This window comes from Mycolicibacterium arenosum, assembly GCF_024320865.1.
In the GTDB taxonomy this organism is placed as follows: Bacteria; Actinomycetota; Actinomycetes; order Mycobacteriales; family Mycobacteriaceae; genus Mycobacterium; species Mycobacterium arenosum.
The window spans coordinates 40,931-58,170 of the sequence record NZ_JANDBD010000014.1; the positions used below are offsets into that span (position 1 = coordinate 40,931).

At 69.0% G+C, this 17,240-nt stretch carries 16 protein-coding genes; 4 read left to right on the forward strand and 12 right to left on the reverse strand.

Annotated elements, in window-relative coordinates:
- Positions 1 to 5: 5 nt before the first annotated feature.
- On the reverse strand, positions 6 to 1,403 hold the full coding sequence (gene xylB / locus NM203_RS27935; protein ID WP_255063864.1) for a xylulokinase: 1,398 nt from the start codon (positions 1,401 to 1,403) through the stop codon (positions 6 to 8).
- 160 nt (positions 1,404 to 1,563) lie between these two features.
- On the opposite strand from xylB, the gene NM203_RS27940 reads away from it, so the two are divergent.
- The gene (locus NM203_RS27940; protein ID WP_255063865.1) at positions 1,564 to 2,523 is read left to right on the forward strand and encodes a DoxX family membrane protein; all 960 of its coding nucleotides are present in this window, start codon (positions 1,564 to 1,566) and stop codon (positions 2,521 to 2,523) included.
- A 17-nt stretch (positions 2,524 to 2,540) separates the two neighbouring features.
- The gene (locus NM203_RS27945) at positions 2,541 to 2,984 is read left to right on the forward strand and encodes an RDD family protein (RefSeq protein WP_255063866.1); all 444 of its coding nucleotides are present in this window, start codon (positions 2,541 to 2,543) and stop codon (positions 2,982 to 2,984) included.
- Here NM203_RS27945 and NM203_RS27950 read toward each other — a convergent pair whose 3' ends face one another.
- Positions 2,985 to 3,491 carry a DUF4333 domain-containing protein gene (locus NM203_RS27950; protein ID WP_255063867.1) on the reverse strand — a complete coding sequence of 169 codons (507 nt, stop codon included), beginning with the start codon at positions 3,489 to 3,491 and terminating at the stop codon, positions 2,985 to 2,987.
- A gap of 51 nt (positions 3,492 to 3,542) precedes the next feature.
- On the opposite strand from NM203_RS27950, the gene NM203_RS27955 reads away from it, so the two are divergent.
- Positions 3,543 to 4,430 (forward strand): SCO6745 family protein, encoded by an 888-nt coding sequence (locus NM203_RS27955; RefSeq protein WP_255063868.1) that lies wholly within the window; start codon positions 3,543 to 3,545, stop codon positions 4,428 to 4,430.
- Between the two features lie 3 nt (positions 4,431 to 4,433).
- Here NM203_RS27955 and NM203_RS27960 read toward each other — a convergent pair whose 3' ends face one another.
- The 3 genes from NM203_RS27960 to NM203_RS27970 form a co-directional block, all read right to left on the reverse strand.
- Positions 4,434 to 6,419 (reverse strand): DUF7064 domain-containing protein, encoded by a 1,986-nt coding sequence (locus tag NM203_RS27960; protein WP_255063869.1) that lies wholly within the window; start codon positions 6,417 to 6,419, stop codon positions 4,434 to 4,436.
- Positions 6,420 to 6,486: 67 nt separating this feature from the next.
- Positions 6,487 to 8,445 carry a primary-amine oxidase gene (locus tag NM203_RS27965; RefSeq protein WP_255063870.1) on the reverse strand — a complete coding sequence of 653 codons (1,959 nt, stop codon included), beginning with the start codon at positions 8,443 to 8,445 and terminating at the stop codon, positions 6,487 to 6,489.
- A gap of 44 nt (positions 8,446 to 8,489) precedes the next feature.
- Positions 8,490 to 9,998, reverse strand: coding sequence for a carboxylesterase/lipase family protein (locus tag NM203_RS27970; RefSeq protein WP_255063871.1), 1,509 nt, complete (start codon positions 9,996 to 9,998; stop codon positions 8,490 to 8,492).
- Between the two features lie 76 nt (positions 9,999 to 10,074).
- On the opposite strand from NM203_RS27970, the gene NM203_RS27975 reads away from it, so the two are divergent.
- Entirely contained in the window at positions 10,075 to 10,776 is a 702-nt protein-coding gene (locus tag NM203_RS27975; protein ID WP_255064038.1) for a hypothetical protein, read from the forward strand.
- Position 10,777: 1 nt separating this feature from the next.
- Here NM203_RS27975 and NM203_RS27980 read toward each other — a convergent pair whose 3' ends face one another.
- The 7 genes from NM203_RS27980 to NM203_RS28010 all read right to left on the reverse strand — a co-directional run bounded on the left by NM203_RS27980 (position 10,778) and on the right by NM203_RS28010 (position 17,211).
- Entirely contained in the window at positions 10,778 to 11,353 is a 576-nt protein-coding gene (locus NM203_RS27980; protein WP_255063872.1) for a hypothetical protein, read from the reverse strand.
- Positions 11,354 to 11,362: 9 nt separating this feature from the next.
- Entirely contained in the window at positions 11,363 to 12,463 is a 1,101-nt protein-coding gene (locus NM203_RS27985) for an LLM class flavin-dependent oxidoreductase (protein WP_255063873.1), read from the reverse strand.
- A 7-nt stretch (positions 12,464 to 12,470) separates the two neighbouring features.
- Complete coding sequence (locus NM203_RS27990) at positions 12,471 to 13,502, reverse strand: ABC transporter substrate-binding protein (protein ID WP_255063874.1); 1,032 nt, start codon at positions 13,500 to 13,502, stop codon at positions 12,471 to 12,473.
- 10 nt (positions 13,503 to 13,512) lie between these two features.
- The gene (locus NM203_RS27995) at positions 13,513 to 14,256 is read right to left on the reverse strand and encodes an ABC transporter ATP-binding protein (protein ID WP_255063875.1); all 744 of its coding nucleotides are present in this window, start codon (positions 14,254 to 14,256) and stop codon (positions 13,513 to 13,515) included.
- Positions 14,253 to 15,071, reverse strand: coding sequence for an ABC transporter permease (locus NM203_RS28000; RefSeq protein WP_255063876.1), 819 nt, complete (start codon positions 15,069 to 15,071; stop codon positions 14,253 to 14,255). Before NM203_RS28000 ends, NM203_RS27995 begins: the two co-directional genes overlap by 4 nt.
- A 134-nt stretch (positions 15,072 to 15,205) precedes the next feature.
- Entirely contained in the window at positions 15,206 to 15,922 is a 717-nt protein-coding gene (locus tag NM203_RS28005; protein WP_255063877.1) for a hypothetical protein, read from the reverse strand.
- An 89-nt stretch (positions 15,923 to 16,011) separates the two neighbouring features.
- Positions 16,012 to 17,211, reverse strand: a complete 1,200-nt coding sequence (locus NM203_RS28010) for an alpha/beta hydrolase (RefSeq protein WP_255063878.1) — start codon at positions 17,209 to 17,211, stop codon at positions 16,012 to 16,014.
- Positions 17,212 to 17,240: the final 29 nt, after the last annotated feature.

The window sequence follows — 17,240 nt, forward strand, 5'->3', positions numbered from 1 at the left end:
CGGCGTCACTGCCCGCGCGTCAAACCCTGCACGGCCTGGTACTGCTCGACGACCTGCGGCGTCGGATCCGCGGTGTACGACGCGGTGACGCCGAACGTCCAGTCCGGCGGCGCGTCCGCGCCGGACAACGCCCACGCCGCCTGTCTGGCCGCCCCGAACGCGACGTACTCGGCCGGGGTCGGCACGTGCACCGGCGCCCCGAGCACCGCCGGGCCGATTCGGCGCACCGCCTCCGAGCGTGCGCCACCCCCGACCAGGATCACCCGCGATACCGCGACACCGTGGTCGGTGATCCGGTCCATGCAGTAGGCCATCGAGCACAGCAATCCCTCGACTGCCGCGCGAGCAACATTGGCGGGCTTCAGATTTCGCGTCGTGACGCCGTGCAGCGCACCGGTCGCCTCCGGCAGGTTCGGCGATCGCTCGCCGTCGAAGTAGGGCACCCAGGTCAAGCCCTGCGCACCGGCCTCGGCGGACAGCGCCAGCCGGTCGAACTCGTCGAAGTCGACGCCGAGCATGCCCGCGACCGCGGCCAGCACCGGCGCTCCGTTCAGGGTGCAGACCAGCGGCAGCTGTCGGCCCGTCGCGTCGGCGAAGCCCGCCACCAGTCCGGACGCGTCGCGTGGCGCGACGTCGGTGACCGCGCTGACGACGCCGGAGGTGCCGAGCGACACGACGCAGTCGCCGCTGCCGGCGCCCAAGCCGAGCGCAGCGCCCGCGTTATCCCCCGTCCCGGCCCCGAGCACGGTCCCGGACGGCGTTCGGCCCGCCGACTCCGCGGGTCCCAGCACCCGCGGCAGGGTGGGTGTCCTACCCCGCATCGCGAGTTCGAGGAGGTCCTGGTGGTAATCGCCGGTCGCCGCCGCGAAGTAGCCGGTGCCGCTGGCGTCGCTGCGGTCGGTGCACAGATCGGCGATGTCGGTCGAACCGGACAGCCGCCACGTCAGCCAGTCGTGCGGCAGACACACGGCGGCGGTCGCGTCGGCGTGCTGCGGCTCCGCGTCGGCGAGCCACCTCAATTTGGTCGCGGTGATCGACGCCACCGGCACGACCCCGATGCGCTGCGCCCACGCCTCCGGCCCGCCGAGCTCGTCGATGAGCTGCTCAGCCGCTGCGGCCGACCGGGTGTCGTTCCACAGCAGGGCCTTTCGCACGACCTCACCCGACGAATCCAGGCACACCATGCCGTGCTGTTGCGCCCCCACCGCGGCGGCGGCGACGTCGTCGAGTCCACCCGCCGCGCCGATCGCTATTTCGAGCGCCGCCCACCACTCCCTCGGGTCGACCTCGGTTCCACCGGGGTGCGGTGCCGAACCCGACCGAACGGTCTCGCCGGTGTCGGAGTCGCACACGATGACCTTGCACGACTGCGTGGATGAATCGATGCCCGCGACGAGCGTCACGCCGACCTCCTGATGTCTGTCGTGGCCAGCCTAATCCGATGAGTAACGCGCGCGGGAGATCGCACCGCTGCGGCTGCTGAGCCGCCCACGGTCGAGGACATCCGGCAGCCCCGGTGATCTAGATTGTTTTGGCTGCTGTGCACCGGGGAATACGCGCGCCATGCTGATTCGTCGTGTCGCACGCCCCATGCTCGCTACTACGTTCATCGCCCGCGGTGTCGACTCGTTGCGCAGTCCCAAGACCGCTGCCGATGCCGCCCGGCCGACCCTCGAGGGGCTGAGCAACCTGCCCGATCCGGTGAGTTCCTACGTGCCGTCCGACGCGGACACCGTCGCCAAGGCCACCGCCGCCGTGCAGATCGGCGCGGGCCTGTTGCTGGCCACGGGCAAGCTCCCCCGCTTCGCGTCGGCCGCGCTCGCCGTCAGCGTCGTACCGGGCAGCCTTGGCGCGCACGCGTTCTGGAACGAGAACGACCCCGAGCGCAAGGCCACCGAGCGGAAGGCGTTCTTCGCCGACATCAGCCTGATCGGCGGCCTGATCATCGCGTCGGTGGACACCGAGGGTAAGCCGTCGCTCGGCTGGCGCGGCCGCCGCGCGGCCCGCAAGGTCTCCGAGAGGGTCTCCGGCGCACTGCCCAGCGGATCGAACACCGCACTGATCGACTCCGAGCTGGTCGACCGCATCGGCGACGGCCTGCAGAGCGGCCTGCACGTCGGTGCTGAGCGCGGGCGCGAGTTGGCGCACGTCGCCCTCGAGCGCGGCAGCGAATTCGCCGAGCTCGCCCGCGAACGCGCGCCCGAGCTGGCCGACCTGGCCCGCGAGCGCAGCGCCGAACTCGCCGAGGTGGCGCAGAAGCGCGGCTCCAAGCTGGTGGACGTCGCCCGCGACCGGGCGCCGGAGATCGCCAGCGCCGCGCGTGACCGCAGCGTCGAACTCGCGGACGTGGCACAGAAGCGGGGCTCGTATCTGGTGGACGTCGCCCGCGACCGCAGTGCGGAACTCGCCGAGCTCGCGTCGGATCGCAGCAGCGAGCTGGCCAACGCCACCCGCGCGGAGGCCAAGCGCGCGCGCAAGGAAGTGAAGCGCGCTCGCAAGGAGCTCAAGCAGCGCACCGGCTAGGTCGCTAGATTGGCGCCATGACCAACGGCGCAGCTCAGCCCGGCGGGCTTCTGAAGAGGTTCCTCGCTCGGCTCATTGACGGCATCCTGGTGTCGATCATCGGGTCGATCGGCATCGTCGCGATCTTCTCGCCGCGATACCTCTCGGACATCCTCGTCACCGGCCTCTTCACCGGTGTGCTGATGTTCGTGTACTTCCTGGCGTTCGAGGCGGGGGTCGGTTGGACGCCCGGCAAGAAGCTGCTCGGGCTCGAGGTCCGCGGCCCCGGCGGCGCGGCCAAACCCGATGTGAAACAGGCGGCGATCCGCAATGCCTGGACGCTGTTCCCGATCATCCCGTTCGTGGGCGGGCTGGCCGCGTTCATCGCGATCGTCGTGATCGCCGTGACCGTCAGCAGCAGCCCGACCAAGCAGGGCAAGCACGACGAGCTCGCCGGCGGGACCGAGGTCGTCGACCGCTAGTCAGCTCGACAAGAGATTGAAGTTCATCGTCAGCCCCTCGACGTCGGTGACCTCCACGGTGCGGCGCGCCCGCACCCCGCCAGCGTCCACATCGCAGTAGGCGCGAGCTCCGGTGACCCCGTCGAGCCCGGATTCACAGGCCACGGCGCCGGTGTCGCGACCCGCCAACCGCCGCACGGCCTGCTCGAGTTGTGCCTGGGACAGTGCGGGCGTCAGCTCGTAGTCCACGGTGCCGCCGTCGACCGCCAGGACGGTGACGACTGGCTGAAAACTGTTGGTGGCGCTGATCACGACGTCACACCGAGTGCTGCGGCCCACTTCACCGATGAGATCTTCCGGGCACGTCACCGACTGCGGCGCTTCCCCCGCCTCGGCGAGCCGCGCCGCGATGTCGTTCTGCAGTGCAGCCCGACCGACCTCCGGCGCGTCGCCATCCGACGCGCACGCCGCGAGGCTCGCGGTCACCAGCAACGTCGCGAGCCATACCGTTCTCGAGCTCGGGGCCATCTCGGCGTGACCATAACAAGATCACCGGCGACGTACTGATTTACTGCGGTAGTGAGCAGATCGCCTAAGACGGCCCGCCGCCTCTTCGACCGATTCGAACCCGTCCACGCGCTGACCTACTTCGCGGCGGAGTCGTTGCGGGGCTTCGAGGACGCCGGGTTCCGCGGCTTCTGGATGGGTTACTTCGCGGGGCGGGCGGCGCCACTGGGTCGCGTTCCCGCCGAGGTCGTGACCGCCGTCTTCTACAACTTCTCCGCTTCCCACGTGGGTCGCGCACTCCCCGACGCGTGGGACTTCGCCTCCCCCGCCGACGCGCTGCGGGTCCGCACAGCGGCGGCGACCGCGGCCCTGCGGCGCTGCGGCGTCACCGACGATGAGGCGACGGTGACGGCCGCGACGCTGCTCGAGCGGGCGGCGCGCACCGCGCCGGTCGAGGGCAGGCCGTTGTTCGCGGCCAACCTCGCCCTGCCGTGGCCTGAGGACCCCGTCGCGCGGCTGTGGCACGCGACCACGCTGCTGCGCGAGCACCGCGGCGACGGACACGTCGCGCTGCTGGTCGCCGCGGGCATTACCGGGCGGCGGTGCAACGTGCTGCACAGCGTGGCCGACCGCGTGCCGCGCGAGTTCATCGCGCGCAGCAGGCAGTACGACGACGCCGAATGGCAGGCCTGCGTCGAGGCGCTCGCCGAGCGTGGCGTCCTCGACTCCACCGGCGCGCTGACCGACACCGGGCGGCGAGTCAAACAGGAACTGGAGGACGACACCGATCGCCTGGCGCTCGACGCCTTCGATTCGCTCGACGATGACGATCTCGAGACGCTGTTCCGCACTCTGACGCCGTTGACCCGGAAGGTGATTGCGGCGGGGGACATTCCGGCCGCCACGCCGATGGGGTTACAGCGCGACGACCTCGAGGACGACGACGCCCACGTGCGCTGAGCGCTAGGAGCCGTTGCGGTTCCACTCCATCCAGCCCACGCCGGTGCGACCGTCGTCGGTTCTCACCAGACCCCATGCCCGCGGAAACCGGCTCACCCGGCCGTCGGTGGCGCGCAGCAGCACCGGGGCGTGGCCGCGGACCTCGAACGTCGCGACGAGGTCACCACCGTCCAGCGCCAGTTCGGTGTCGATCGGCAGGTCGTCGGCGCCGAACGTCTCCCTCGCGGTAACAGCCTGCAGTTCGTGGAGCGGCTCGCCTGCGCGCTGCCGGTAGCCGGCGGCCATCGGCGGCGCACCGGGGATGCGCAGGTCCACGCCGTGGATGTGGGTGCCGTCGTCGAGGTGCAGCGCGCTCCACACCCACTCCATGCTCCACCAGTCGCGGGCCGCCCAGGAGTGGTCCCGCTGCCCGGCGACTGCGCTGAAGGTGTGCGACTCGCCCCCGACCGTCACCGTTCCGGACACCTCGCACGGAATCTCGTACCGCGTCGACAGCCGGTACTGGTACGGGGTGCCGACCGTCGTCCACGTCAAATCCATCGTCACAGCGACCGGCCTGCCGTCGGCTTCGGAGAGCAGGTCGGCGGGGTGGTCATACGCGACGCCGTTGCCGCGCAACATAACCCGATACTTCTGGAGTGGTTCGACCGCCTCGAGCGAGAGGTCGACGCCGTCGCCCGAGACGTGCTCGTGCGACGTCGGCACGGGGGCGTTCCAGTCGAGGACGGCGACGGTCGGCATCCCCGGCCCGCACAGCAGCGCGTTGATCCACGCGTGCCCCTCGTTGGGGATCACCCCGAGCCGGATCCAGCCGCCGATATCCTGTGCCGGATCGACGAAGTCGAAATACCAGCTCTCACTCCACAACTGCTCGTCGCCGGGTGAGTGCGCCCCCTCGTCGGAGGCGTCCGGGACCAGCGGCTCGGGTGCCGTGGCCGCGGGCAGCACGTCGAGCGCGCCGGTGTCCAGCACGTGCTGGGCGTGGCGTTCCATCATCGCCATGAACATCTCGTCGCCGCGCTCGGTGCGCTCGACGAGCATCGGCGACACGATCGCCATCAGGACGCCGAAGAAGCTCTGCCGCCGGACGCCCTCCCGGACCTGCGCAATGGACACCGCCCCGCCGGTCGCGTCGTGGTACGCCGCCAGCAGCGCGTCGTACTGCTCGCGGCGCTGCGCGACGGGCAGCGCACAGCCGATGAAGTACGCGACGTCGGTGAAGGCCGGACCCCACGTCACGGTCTGCCAGTCGACAACGGTGAGAGGCCGGTCCGCGCCCGCTGTGCCGAAGAGCATGTTGTCGAGCCGGAAGTCGCCGTGCACCAGGCCGCGCGGCCGGTCGGCGGCGGCCTCCTCGGCCATGTACGCGTCGAACGACTCGACGAAACGCTCGCACACGGCCCGGTGCTCGGGGGCGACCTGATCGCGGTAGCGGTCGATGTAGCCGGCGTAGAGGGCGCTGACCAGACTCTGGTTCACCGGCGTCTCGCGGTTCAGCCACTCGGATGCGGCGAGCGTCGGATCGCCGAGCAGCGGCCCGTGCACCCGGCCCAGCTGGGTGAGCGCCAGCATCGCCTGTTCCGTTGTGGCTCCGCGGATCTCGTCACCCGCGACCGCGGGTGCGGCATCGTCGATCAGCAGGTCGAACACCCCGGTCGCGGGATCGTAGGCCGCGTGATGGCAGGGCGCGACGGGCCCGTTCAACGCCGGCGCGATGTCGGTGTAGAACCGCACCTCGCGCTCGTAGAGGCCCATCGCGAGACCGGTCTGCCTACTGCTCGGGTCAGCCGCGGCGACCTTGAGCACCACCGACGCGGGACCGGTGCCGCCGTCGGCGTAGGTCAGCGCGACGCGATAGCACTCGCTCATCTGGCCGGTGCCGATCCGCTCGTAGGCGAAGTCGGTGACCGTTCCCGCGCCGAGGGCACTGGTCAACCACTCGGCGGTGAGGTCGGCGGGGCGTTCGATGAGGGTGTCGATCGGATGCACGGCATCAACGTAAGGCACGGCCGCGCCGTCTCACGGCGTTTTGCGGCAATGAGTTGACGGGTGTCAACTACGGTGCGTGGCAGCCGCTGGGCGGCGACGCCGGCACGTCGAGGGCGGGGTTGCGATCGAAGAATCCGAACGGCTTCAGCCAGAACGACACGATGTCGACGGGCATGATGGGCCAGTCCTCGGGCCGGGTGATGTGATGTATGCCGAAGACGTACCACAGCACCACGTCGGTGTTGTCGATGGACCGGTTCGCCTTCGTCCACTCGCCGAGGCCGGTGTCGGCGGCCGACTGGTTGACGAATTCGCCTGCGGGCCAACGCTCGTCGGGATGGTTGGGCGTCACCCACAGCGTGTGTCCGATGACGTTGGCGCGCTGCATGACCGGCGACGCGGGATCGAACATCGGCGGCAGCGCACCCGTCGGCACCAGTTTGTACGACGGGTGGGTGCCGATGCCGTTCACGACGTTGGTGTTCATCACCTTCCAGGCGCGCTGGGTGGCGAAGTCGACGTCCTGCTTGCCCTCGTCCTCGGTCCGCAGCGGTACGTTGCGCACGACCACCGACAGCCCGTGCGGATTCTCCGGGCCGATGGGTTCGGCGTACGACTCGGACATGAACACCGTGTTGTCCGGCCCGTCGACGTCGAGATCGAGGCGGGCCACCAGGAAGTGCTGATGGAACGGCGCATACGTGCGCTCGTCGACGAGCGTGCCGTTGGGATTCGGCGCGCCCGGCGCCAGCGGCGTCGTCACCATGATCCCGGTGGCCCGCACCTCGCACTCGATGTTGCCGTCCTGGTGCAGTCGCCAGTAGACGAGGTACTCGTAGTTCGCGACGGTGACGTGAAACGACAGCGTGAGGCGGCGCATCCGCCGCACCTCGGCACCCTCGTGATGGTCGACGTGCTTCCACAGCACGGCGTTGTCCTCTTCGTGGATGCAGATCGCGTTGGTGATGGTGTACGGCTCACCATTGCTGTCGTGCAGCACCGCGTCCAGGTAGCGGATCTCCCCGAGACAGTCGCAGCCCAGTTCCAGGGACGTGGTCATGAACCCCAGGCCCCACTCCCCGATGTCGAAGGCGGTGCGCCGGTAGTGATCCGGCGACGGGTCGCGGTACGGCACCACCATCTCGGCGAAGGACAGCCGGTGCGCGATCGACCGGGTCCGATCACCGTCCCGGTAGGCCACGGTGTGCAGCGTCATGCCCTCGCGGTAGTTGAACCCGATCCGCAACGACCAGTTCTGCCATTCGAGCAGGTTTCCGTCGAGCGTGAACGACGGCCCGTCGGGCTGGCTGATGTGCAGCGGTTTCAGCGGGTCCCGCTGCTGCGCGGCTCGGATGCGCTCGGGAACGTGCCGCGGTGCGTACTCGCCCATCACCGCGGGCGGATCGATGTGCTGGCCGTCCTCGACTGCCAGCACCTCCATCGCGTTGACGTCGATCACGCAGTGCAGCCCGCTGACCAGATGCGCGTACGGGTTCATCCCCGGCCCGTCCTTGAGCCAGGTGTCCGACCAGCCGAGGCGCCGGTCGCGGTACTCGTCCGGTGCGACCGCGTCGCCGTAGGTCCAGGTGTCGAAGAACACCAGGTCGATGTCGGTGATGCCCCGCTTGGCGAGCGCCGCGATGAGCTCGGGGTGGGTGCGCAGCAGCTGATCGCACTCGAGGAACTCATCCACCGTGAAGTTGGCCTGCACCCCCGGCACGTGCTCGAAGGACTCCACCCGGTCGTCGCTCAGCGAGACCACGCTCCTGTACGTGGCGTTCGTCGAGCGGTTCAGGCAGATGGCCGTCGCGCGCCGGGCGGGTGTCGGCCCGCCCCCGGCGAACTCGGCGAGTTCCGCCTTCGTCGGCTCGGTCAGCTCGATCGACGCGATCCGCCACCCCCGCCCGGGCGCGGCGGGTCCGGCGGCCTGCACCTCGTGCTCGCGCCGCAGGATTGCGGAAACAGCGGCGAACTCGGCTTCTGACAACGGATCCAATGGGTGTGTCACGCGAGTACGCAACCACATCGGCGCTGACCGCGCAGCAGGATGCGAATATCGCAGCGGCCGGCCTACTGCGCCGCGAGCGTGAACCCCTCCCAGGCCCGGCGCCGGTCGGCATCGGGGTCGTATTCGAGGCGGCTATGCCGGTCGAACACCATGACGGGACGGTCGGCGGGTGTGTACGCGGGCCAGCCGTCGCCGGGCACTCCGGACCGGCTGAACGCACGCCAGCGGTTCTGCACGTCGTTGCTGACCCGGCGAGCCGACCGACGGTCGGCCGCCGCGGTCATCAGGGCGCCGAAGCGCGTCCGGTACACGTCGAACACCGCGAAGAGTTCGGTGGCGTGGGTGGCGCCAAGACCCGACCACTTGAACGTGCGCGGCGCGTAGTCGTAGCGGTACATGTACGTCGGCGCGTGACCGCTGTGCGCCTCGGCGATCTGCCACGCCGCGGTGCCGAAGGCGAAGTCACCGCCCAGCCGGACGCAGGCACTCTGGCTCGGATAGCCGGGATACGCGCCGGTGATCCGGTCGCGGACCTCGACGTCCGACTCCGAAAGCAGCACCTCGATCGCCGGTTCCGTCATGGGCAGCAACTGCAGGAACCGCGTGAACAGCCTGCCCTCTTCGGCGTTCGTCCCGACGATCAGCGGCACCCGGTGGGCGCTGCCGTCGCGCATCGCCACCACGGGGTCGGTCGGCAGGTACTCGGTGTCGAAGGTGGGGCCCACGGCGAAGGCGCCGCGCATCTCCGTCGGCGGATTCATCAGCAGTTGGTCCAGCGCGTCGACGAGTTGCGCCGGACGCGCCGCCAGCACCGCCGCCGCACCGTCGCCGGCGTTGCTTCCCAGCGCCTCCACGAAATCGACGGCGAACTCCGCTGCAACACTGGGCGGGCCCGCCATCCCGCTCGCGGGACTCTCCGAAATCGCCTGATGGAACAGGCCTTCGGCGGCCGGAACCGCCATCAGCGTCGCCACCGCGTGCGCGCCCGCGCTCTCGCCGAAGATGGTCACGTTGTCCGGGTCGCCGCCGAACACGCCGATGTTGTCGCGTACCCACTGCAGCGCGAGCACCAGGTCACGCAGGAACAGGTTGTCGTCGATCGGGTGGTCGGGCGTCGACAGCGACGACAGGTCCAGGCATCCGAGCGCGCCGAGACGGTAGTTCACCGACACGTACACACACCCGCGCCTGGCGAGCGCGGCTCCGTCGTAGATCGGAGTCGCCGAGCTGCCCAGGATGTATCCACCGCCGTGGATGAAGAACATCACGGGCAGCGGACCCGGCGCGGCGGTCTCGGGGGCGACGACGTTGAGCGTCAGGCAGTCCTCGCTCATCGGTTGGAATTTGCCGGGCCCGACCAGCGTGTACTTGCGCTGCTGCGGGGCGCAGTAGGTGTAGCCGTGGCAGTACCGAACGCCCGGCCACGGCTGAACCGGCTGCGGCGCGCGGTAGCGCAGCGGGCCGACCGGCGGCTGTGCGAACGGCACGGATCGCCACCGGTGGACACCGTCACGGGTGAACCCCTCGATGGTCCCGCTGTCCACGGTCACTCGAATGGTGCGTTCGTGCATGAATCAGACGGTAGCGAAGATCCACGCAGCACACGCGGTCGACCGGCCCTGCGGCGTTGCCGATAGCCTGACCGCCATGCGGATGCGACGGCTCCTGATCTGGTCCGCGGCCGCGTCCGTGCTGCTCGCGGGGTGTGCGAACGGCGGTGACGACGGGTCCGGAACCTCGCGTCAGGCGGTCCCGACGCCGTCGACCTCACGCACCGCGCCGACTGTGACCTCCACGACACCGACTCCCGTGCGACCCCCCGCAGCCGGAGCGCCGATGCAGGACGTCGTCCGCTGGGTGGAGGCGGGCATCCCCGCCGACCCCGCCGGTTTCCACACCGTCACCCGTGCCGGCGTCGCCACCGAACTGGGCGACGCCGTCGCCTTCGTCACCGCGGGCGCGTCGCTCCCCACGGCCAACTGCGTCACCAACCGCTACCGCGACGGTGCGCTGGCCTGCCTGGTCGATCTCACCAGTCCCCCGCCCCGGCCCGACGGTGTCGAGGGCATGTGGAAGGGCAACTGGGTCGACTTCACCGGAATGACGCTGGAAGTCGGCTCCGCACACGGCGATCCGGGTCCGTTCGGCGACGGCTCGGGTGCTGAACTGGCGCAGGGGTCGAGTCTCGCGTTCGGCGATTACCGGTGCCGGGCCGACGCCGACGGTCTGCTGTGCGTGAACTACGCCCACCAGTCCGGCGTGCGACTGTCCGCTGCGGGCGTGCAACCGTTCGGGTGTCTGCAGAAGGCCACCGCCCCGGCGGGCATCGGCGAACAGTACGGCTGCTGAGTCACGCCGCGGCGGATCTGGCCCGCTCGCGAGCCCGCGTCGGGTACGACTGCGTCATCCCGATCGCCCCGACGATCACGACGACGGGCACGACGTAGTTCGTCCAGTCCCTGGTATCCGGGACCTGCGCGGCGAGGTACCCCAGCACCGCGATGAGGGCGAACACCAGGGCCCACATCAGGGTCAGCACGCGATTGGTCTGCCGGAACGCGGGCTTCTCCCAGTCCTGCAGCGGCGTTGAGCGCGCGTACTGCTCGGTGAACGGCGTGAAGAACAGCGAACCCAACGCCATCACCGACAACACGCCGCTGGACAGCGAGGTCGCGTAAGTGTCCATCCAGTCCCGATCGGCGGCCCCGACGAGCAGAGCGACCGCCGTCACCCCCACGAAGAACAGGATCGTGACGATGTCGAGCAGACGCGGGCCGCCGAAGCCCACCGACATCCCGAGGATGATCGCGGACAGCACCGCGCACAGCGCTCCGAACAACCACGTACTGGGCCCGTCGGCCACCACCCAGTAGATGATCCACGGCGCGAAGCCCATGAAGGGGCTGCGCTCGAACCAGTCGTCCACACCCAGAGGCTAGGCCACACCCTTGTGCTTCAACAGCGGCAGCACGCCCTCGGCGAACCAGTACGCCTCCTCCAGATGCGGGTACCCCGACAGGATGAACTCGTCGAATCCCAGCGAGTGGTACTCGATGATCAGGTTCGCCACTTCCTCGTGACTGCCGACGAGGGCGGTGCCCGCCCCGCCGCGCACCAGCCCGACACCCGCCCACAGGTTCGGATGGATCTCGAGCTTGTCGACCCGACCACCGTGTAGCGCGGTCATCCGACGCTGGCCCTCGGACTCCGACTTCGCGTGCAGTGCAGTCTGTTCGGCGATGTGCTCCGCCGAGAGTCCTGCCAGTAGCTCGTCGGCGACGGCCCACGCGGCCTCCGAGGTGTCGCGGCTGATCGTGTGCAGCCGGACGCCGAAGCGCATCTGCCTGCCGCGAGCGTGCGCGAGTTCCCGCACCGCGGCGATCTTCGCCGCGGCGGCCTGCGGCGGCTCGCCCCACGTCAGGTACACGTCGACGTGCTCCGCGGCGATGGGCAGCGCAGCGGGCGACGAACCGCCGAAGTAGATCTGCGGCAACGGGTCCGGCGGCGCGGACACTCGCGCGTCCCTCACGGTGTAGTGCGCGCCGGAGAAATCGAGCGACTCCTGTCGCCACAGCGAGTTCACGATGTGCAGGAACTCGCCCGTGCGCGCATACCTCTCGTCGTGCCCCAGCCAATCGCCGAAGCGACGCTGCTCGAGATCATCGCCGCCGCTGACGATGTTGAGCAGTACCCGCCCCTCGGAGAACCGCTGCAACGTGGCCGCCTGTTGCGCCGCGAGTGTGGGCGGCACCAATCCGGGCCGGAACGCCACCAGGAACTTCAGCCGCTCGGTGTCGGCCAGCAGTGCCGACGCGGTCAACCACGCGTCCTCGCACCAGGTTCCCGTTGGAGTGAGCACCCCCTCGTAGCCCAGTCGGTCCGCGGCTCGCGCGACCTCGGCGAGGTAGCGCCGGGTCGGAGGCCGGTAACCGGGTGGCACGACCTGCTGGGACGACGCGTGCGACGACCCGACGATGGAGCGGCTGTCACCGCTGGTGGGGAGGAACCAGAAGAACTTCGCAGCGGGAGTGGACATGTCGCTTTCAGTTGTTGACCAGGAGGGGACGCAGGGCCTCGTTGTAGCGCGTGTCCACCCAGTTGGCGAAGTCGGGTGCCGTCGAGATCTGGCCGGATTCGGCGAACAGGTCGGCGATTTGCTGCTCGGATGCGATGACCTCGTCGTCGAGTTCCGTCGGCAGCCGCAGGCTGCGGGACTGGGAGACGCGCGCGACCTCAGCGTCGAGACCCACGGCTTCTGCGTAGCCGGCGGCCCACTCCTCGGGATGGTCCTGCGCCCAGTGCGCGGCTTTCTCGAACCGGATGAGAAAGTCCTGTAACGCGCTGTTGCGCTTGGCATCCGCCAACGTCTGGTCGGACGCGACGCCGAACCAGAAGCCGTTGGTGACGTCCTTGGCCTGACCGATACTGCGCACCGGGAACTGCTGAGCGGCCTGCGCCGTGTACGGATCCCAGATTGCCCAGGCGTCGACGGCCTGCTGCTGGAACGCCGACAGCGCGTCGGCGGGCTGCAGGAACACCAGCTCGACATCGGCGGGCGTGAGGCCCGCGTTCTTCAGCTGCGCGAGAATGTGCCCGTGCGCCGAACTGCCCTTGCCGACGGCGATCCGCTTGCCCTTCAGATCGGCGATCGTCGTGACGGGTGAATCGTCGAACACCAGCACCTGATCGCCGACACCGCCGCCGTCGTAGGCCGACACCACCTTCACCTTGGCGTTGGACGCGGCGCCGAAGATAGGCGGGGTGTTGCCCGTGATGGCGAAGTCGATCTTGCCCGCGGTGGCGGCCTCGACCTGCGGCGGGCCGGACGTGAACGTCGAGAACACCACCTTGTACGGCAGGTTGTCGAGCGCGTGGGCGGCGCGCAGCAGCGACTCGGTGCCACCCTTCTGGTCACCGATCTGCAGCGTGACGTCGGACAGCTCGGTCAGCGGCACCGTTTCGGGTGCGGCCGTCGCGGCGGAGTTCTGCTCACGGGAGACACAGCCGACAACCAGCGTCAGCAGGGCGAGAAGAGCTGCGATACGCAGTGCGACAGCGTTTTTCGATGTGGACATGGTGATCCCCTCAGAGTTGCACGCCGAGCCGGTCCAGCAGCTCCGCACGATAGCGTTCGGTGTTGGCCGACGGGTCCGACGGCGACCGCCGAACATCGTCGATGTTCAGCGTGTGGATGACGCGTCCCCCCTCGAGAACCAGCACCCGGTCGGCGAGCGCGACGGCCTCATCGACGTCGTGGGTGACGAGCAGCACCCCGAAGCCGTGTTCGCGCCACAGGTCCAGCAGCAGTGCGCGCATGGTCAGCCGAGTCAACGCGTCGAGTGCACCGAACGGTTCGTCGAGCAGAAGGAGTTCCGGCTCAGCGACGAGCGCGCGTGCCAGCGAGACCCGTTGGGCCTGGCCGCCGGACAGCGTGAGCGGCCAGGCGGCGGCCCAGTCGGCGAGACCGACGTCGGTCAGGGCCCTGCGCGCACGGACGATCATCTCGGCTTTCGGCAACCGGCTGCGCGTCAAACCGTATGCGACGTTGGTGACGACGTCGCGCCACGGGAACAGACGCGGCTCCTGGAACGCCAACGCGGGGGCGCCCGACACGACGCGCTCGCCCGAGTGGTCGGTGGACAGCCCGGCGAACACCCGCAGCACGGTCGACTTGCCCGAACCGCTGCGGCCGATGAGCGCGACGATCTCACCCTTGCCGACGCGGACGTTCACGTCGTCGAGTACGTGCTGATCGCCGTACCACTTGTGCACATCGACCAGTTCACCGGCAGCGGAGCCCACCTTGGCCTCGGCAGTCGTTGCTGTCATTCGCGATACCTCAATGCTCGGCGCTCCAAGGCGCGGACGATCGCGTCGGTACCGATGCCCAGCAGCGCGTACACGACGAGACCGAAGATGATGATGTCGATGCGCAGGAAGTCGCGCGCGTTGTTGATCAGGTAGCCGATACCGCTGTCGGCGTTGATCTGTTCGGCCACGATGAGGGTGAGCCACGCGATCGCCAGCGATTGGCGAAGCCCGACGAGCACCTGCGGGGCCGCACTGGGCACGATGATGGTGCGGAACCGCTGCCAGAACGAGAACCCCAGCACCTGAGCCGTTTCGAACAGCTTCGGATCCACCTGGCGGATGGCGGAGAACGTGTTGAGGTAGAGCGGGAAGCTGACGCCGAGTGCGACGAGCAGCACCTTGGGCAGCTCGCCGATGCCGAACCACAGTATGAACAACGGGATGAGGCCGAGGTGCGGCAGCGCGCGCACCATCTGCATCGGTGGATCGACGGTCGCCTCGAACCACTTGGACAACCCCACAGCGGTCCCGAGGGCAACGCCGAGGAATCCGCCGAGGAGCAGTCCCTGGACCACCCGCACGCCGGAAACCCCGAGTGCGTCGAAGAGTTCGCCGTTCTCGATGAGCTCGATACCCGCCTCGAGGATGAGCGACGGTGCGGGCAGGACGTCCTGCGGAATGAGACCCAGTGCGCTTCCGACCTGCCACAGCACCAGCAGGGCGATCGGCGAGGCGAGTCGAATCAGAGCCCACTTGCGCTGTCGCAGAGGAACTTTCGTGTTAGGTGCGGTGACAGTGGCGACGGGGGCATCGACGGGAGTGGACACGATCATGCGACCGTAGCCGCGAGTTCGGCGCCCCGGAAGGATTCGATTCGGGCTGAGAGAAAAGCAGCGACCCCGCCGGGCGGGCCGAGGTGAGTCGGCTCCGGCCCGGCGGGGCCGCTGGTCAGACGGGTTCGACGCGGTCAGGCGAACCGGGTGTTTCCGCGGACGATGTTGGCCGTCACCTCGCGGCCGTTGATCTGCGACGTCAGGGTGCCGTTGTTCGACAACTTCACCGCCTGGTTGGCCTGCTGCAGGATGCGCTTGTTGCGCACCTGTGCCTGGAACTGTGCGGTGTTCAGCTGCTGCAGTTCGGCCTGCTCGAAATCGCGACCGGTGATACCGCCGTTGAACTGCACGCCGGTCACCGAGCCGTCGGGCCGCACGATCCACGACGCCCGTGCGCCGTCGAGATCCGCGGTGTACATGCCGGCGGGCGCCGACACGGGAGCGGCGGTGAAATCGTATGTGACACCGTTCATCGTCAGATCACCGGCGACATCGGTGCCGTTGAACGACGCGTTGAGCGTGTCGCGGAACTTGTTCTCGATGTCGATGGCGCCGTCGGCCTGATTACCGAAGAACCAGGCCTCGTCGTCCACGCCGTTGCACGCGTACGCGGTGATCTCGTCACCGTCGATCGAGATGCCGATCGTCATCGGCTTGCCGTCCTTCTCCATGTCGGCCATGAATCGGGCCGACTGAGGAAAGGGCGTGAGGCTCGGGGTGGCGGGAGCAGACCCAGCCGACGACTGTGTCGACGAGGCCTCCGTTGACGTGCCGCTCGAGCAGGCGGAGAGGGCGCCCAGCGCGAACATCGCGATGAGTCCCACGAACAGGGTGCGGAACAGTTTTCTCATGTGGCCAAGCATGGATCGAACGGGGTATCCGCGCATGAAGATTCCGTGGAGATTGCATGGAGAACACACGGGACGCCGGTCAGACGGGATCAGCCCGCGAGGAACTCCGTCAACTCCTCGCGGAACGTCTGCCACGCCGGTTCGCTCTCGGTGAGCAGGTGGTTGTTGCTCGCGAGCGCCACCAGCCGCGAATTCGGGATGAGCGCGGCCAGTTCCTCACCGTTGCGCATCGGCTGCCGATGGTCGTCACGCGAGTGCATGATGAGCGTCGGACACGCGACCTCGCGGGCCATCTCGCTGACGTCGATGCGGCCGAACTCCGCGAGGAACCGAACCGCGTTGTCGGGCGAGGTCGTTCGCCGCTGCAACTGGTCGAACGCATCCCAGTCCGCGCGCGTGCCGTCCGGCTGGAACTGTGCGGCGAACACCTGACGGAACGCCGGATCGTCACGACCCCAGCCGACTCTCGCGAGATCCAGATCCAGTGCGGCCGCGCGCTCCTCCTCGTCGCTGACGGCACGGGCCAGCCGACCCTTGGCGTAGCCGCTGCACAGGATGAGTTTGGTGACCTGCTCGGGATGACGTGCCGCGTAGGCCACGGCAACCGCGCTGCCCTGCGATACGCCCAGCAGCGGGAAGCGCTCGAGACCGAGCGCGTCGACAACGGACTCGAGGTCGCTGACCCACGCCTCGAAACTGAAATCGGCTGCATCCCAATCGGATAGACCGCATCCCCGTTCGTCGTAACGGATGAAGGTGTGCTCCGCGGCCAGGTCGCGCACCCAGTGCCGCCACACCGGGCTCTCGATGTCGTAGCCCAGATGAGTCATCCAGTTCGCCGCCCGGACCAGCGGCGGGCCGTCGCCCGCGACGGCGTACGCGAGCCGGACCCCGTCGGCGGCCCGGCAGAACGCGATGTGCTGCCGTGGCGGCGGGACCGTTTCGGCCACGGGGGGCGCCGCGGCGGCTTCCGCCACGATGGCGCCCACGAACTGGTAGCCCCTGCCGCGCACGGTCCGGATGAAGCGCTGCGACTCGCCGTCGTCACCGAGAGCACGACGCGCCGCCTTGATGCGGCTGGTGAGCGCGGCCTCGCCGACGAACCGGCCGCCCCACACGGTGTCGAACAGCTCCTCCTTGCTGACGAAGCGGTCGTGGTTGCTGACGAGCTGCGTCATGACGTCGAACACCTGCGGCTCGACCTTGACCACCTCGTCACCGCGACGCAGTTCGTAGCGGGCGGTGTCCAGCACGAATTCGTCGAACCGCCACACCTGGCCCGCTGTCACCGGGCAATCGTAGCTGTGAAACGCCTGCC